1 protein-coding gene is annotated in these 2881 nt (G+C 56.4%); it reads right to left on the bottom strand.

All coding sequences use genetic code 11. From position 1 onward, the window contains the following. A partial coding sequence (locus HMPREF1023_RS15710; protein ID WP_009305508.1) for a condensation domain-containing protein occupies positions 1–2881 on the bottom strand: 2881 nt, incomplete at both ends.

The raw sequence follows: 2881 nt of genomic DNA, 5'->3' as shown, positions 1-2881 counted from the left end.
CCCTATGCTCCAATCCTCCGGCAAGCTCGTTCTGGACGCCCCTCATCTGGGCCTCGACGGACGCATCGGCCGAGGGGCGGCATGCCACCGGGAGAAGGGTGGTGAAGTCGCCCACCACCTTGTCTATGTCGGGATGGACCTCGGGGCGGTCGAAGATGGTCAGGTTCAGCGTCACGCCGCCCCCTCCGCTCCAGGCTGACAGCACCCTCGCGTAGCAAGCAAGCAGGACTGCCGAGGGTGTGATGCCGTGCAGCCGGGCCTTTTCCTTGACCGCCGACCATTCGGGCTCGGCAACCGTCCGCCACAGGCGCTCGAACCTCCCTTCCCCGACCGTCGAGGGGTCGGCGGCGAGGGGGAGCTGCGGCGCGGGCGGCAGCTCGGGCAAGCGCGAGCGCCAGTAGCCCTCCGCCTCTTCAACCTCGCGACCGTCTCTCCGGTGCCCGACGACGAAATCCCTGAACGTCAGGCCGATGCCGGGGAGGTCGGCCCCGGGGTTCTCGTAGAGTTCGGCCAGTTCGGCGAGAACGGTGCTCATGCTCACGCCGTCTACCATAGTGTTGTCGAAGCCAATACCGACAACAGCACCGCTGCTATAAACTGCCGAGAGAGCTTCAAAGCCGGGAGATTTCGTTAGATCTATCGATCTATGCGACATTGCTTGTTCGACTATTTTACGAGCATCTTTTGAATCCATTGCATTTTGGACAGCCAGAGGTAGATTCAGATCAGATGATCGATACACCTGCTGCTTCTCGCCATTCTTGACTAGAAGAGTGCGCAAGGCTCCGTGACGCTCGAGCAGAATCCTCCATGCTGATGCAAATCTGTCGTGACTGTATTCGCTAGTTTCAAACATGAAGAAGCAATAGGATCCTACCTTGCCCAAGTCGAGACCGCTGGTCCTTCCTATGGTGTATGCCCTCTGTACCTCGGTGAGGTCGAACGGCTCAAATCTCAACTCTTCATTGATAGTGATTGCCTTGGAGTTATTAGGAGACGAAATGGAAAGCCCTTTGCAGAAGTCTGCAAGATTTCCTGAGGCGAAAAGCTCCTTTAGACTTGCTTTGATGCCAATTTTTGAAAGAGCGGAAATCATCCGCGTAGCACTTAGGCTGTCTCCTCCGTATTCAAAAAATCCATCGTAGCGGCCGACACGCCTTCCTCCAAGGAATTTTGACCATATAGACGAAACCTTTTTCTCGATTTCTCCATTTGGCTCAATATAATTGTCAGATGCATCACAGAAAGAGCAATACAATTCAGCCCAGTCTTTAACGCTTCCTTTATCCACTTTTCCGTTTCTGGATAGCGGCTGAGAAGGTAGGATTCCAAGATGCTCGGGAACCATATATGCGGGAACTTCTTTTTCTAGAGTAGAGCGGAGAAGTGTGAGGTCGATAGGTGGAGAAGTTCGGCTGGACAGAGAGATGAACAGGCCATCGTCGATTTTTACCCAGTCGGCACGCAATCCTTTCTCCGAAAGAGAGTCGATCCATTTCTCGGGAGAAAGCAGACCGCTCGGTTCCCCATCGCCAAATGCGCACTGGGCAATTGCAGCTGTTACCATTGCGGAAGGGGCAAACTCGGTGGGATCCACAATGAAAGCCCTGCCGTCTGCTGCTAGGGTTTCTCCAAGAGCACTTATTGCCTCAGAAGGTTCTTCCATGGTGTGAATTGCGTTTATCGACACCACAACATCGAAACGTGCATGAATATCTTGATCGACAACTTTTGTAAGCTTTGCTGTTCTCACTTTTTCTGAAAAGTCGTCTAGCCTTGTTTTGGCCATATCTAGCATAGATTGAGAAGTGTCGAGCAGATGGTATTCCGAGATAGTATCTGCGACCTCGGGGAGCAACAGGGCTGATATGCGTCCACTTCGGCATCCGAAATCAGCGACTTTAAGTTTGCGGCCAAGCGTTTCAGCCATTGCCTTGATTGTGGCGATTGCGTCCTTGATGATTCTTTGGGACGAGTTGCGAGAGAGAAAGAGGGCTTCAGGAGAGAACCTGTCGCTTTCGTACAACGTGGAAGGGTCTGCGGCTTCTGTCAGTATCTTTTCATAGAAATCAGCGGCTTCTTCCAATGTGTTGTCTCGGCATACTGTTGAGCAATTTGAAGTGTTGCGAGAGAGCATTTCCATAACCGCGTGATATCGTGAAGAAGATTCGTCACTCTGCTCGTTCGTAAAAAGCCTGTCATTCGACAAGCCTCGCTCTTTGATAAGAATATTAGAAAGCGCAGTGAGCCGCGTGTGTTCAGCTTCCCTGTTCTCGACTGGCGATCTCTCGCTAATTGAGGCGATGGGGGCTTCGCTGATGGCAGGGATTGCGACAGCAAAAAGATGCTCGCGCTCGCCGGCCACGACGGCCACGGCCCCCTTCACCCCGGGGCATCCGGCCACGGCGGCCTCGACCTCGCCCAGCTCCACCCTGTGGCCGCGTATCTTCACCTGCTGCTGGGAATCCTTGCGACCGAGGAACTCCAAGACGGCTCCGGGCCAGTAGCGGCCCATGTCCCCCGTCCGGTACCAGCGCCCCCCGTCCTCGACGAAGGAGGCGGCCGTCTTCCCCGGATCGCCCAGATACCCGTCGGCCAGGCTCCCCCCGCCGATCCACAGCTCGCCGGGCACCCAGTCGGGGCAGTCGAGGCCGTCCTCGCCCACGACGCGGAAGGACTGGTTGGAGAGGGGTCTGCCGTAGGGGATCGAGCTCCACGACGGATCGACCTCCCCGACCTCGAAGTAGTTCGACCATATGCCGGCCTCGGTCGCGCCGCCCATGGCCACGAGCAGCACCCCCTCGGGCAGCTTCGAGCGCAGACCCAGCGGCACCCAGTCGCCGGAGACGAGGGCCAACCGGCAGACCGGCCGCGGCCCGGG

Origin of the sequence: Eggerthella sp. 1_3_56FAA, assembly GCF_000185625.1 — a bacterium.
Taxonomy (GTDB): domain Bacteria; phylum Actinomycetota; class Coriobacteriia; order Coriobacteriales; family Eggerthellaceae; genus Eggerthella; species Eggerthella lenta.
Note: the sequence above shows the minus strand (reverse complement) of the source record. Positions and strands in the feature narration are given on the sequence as shown.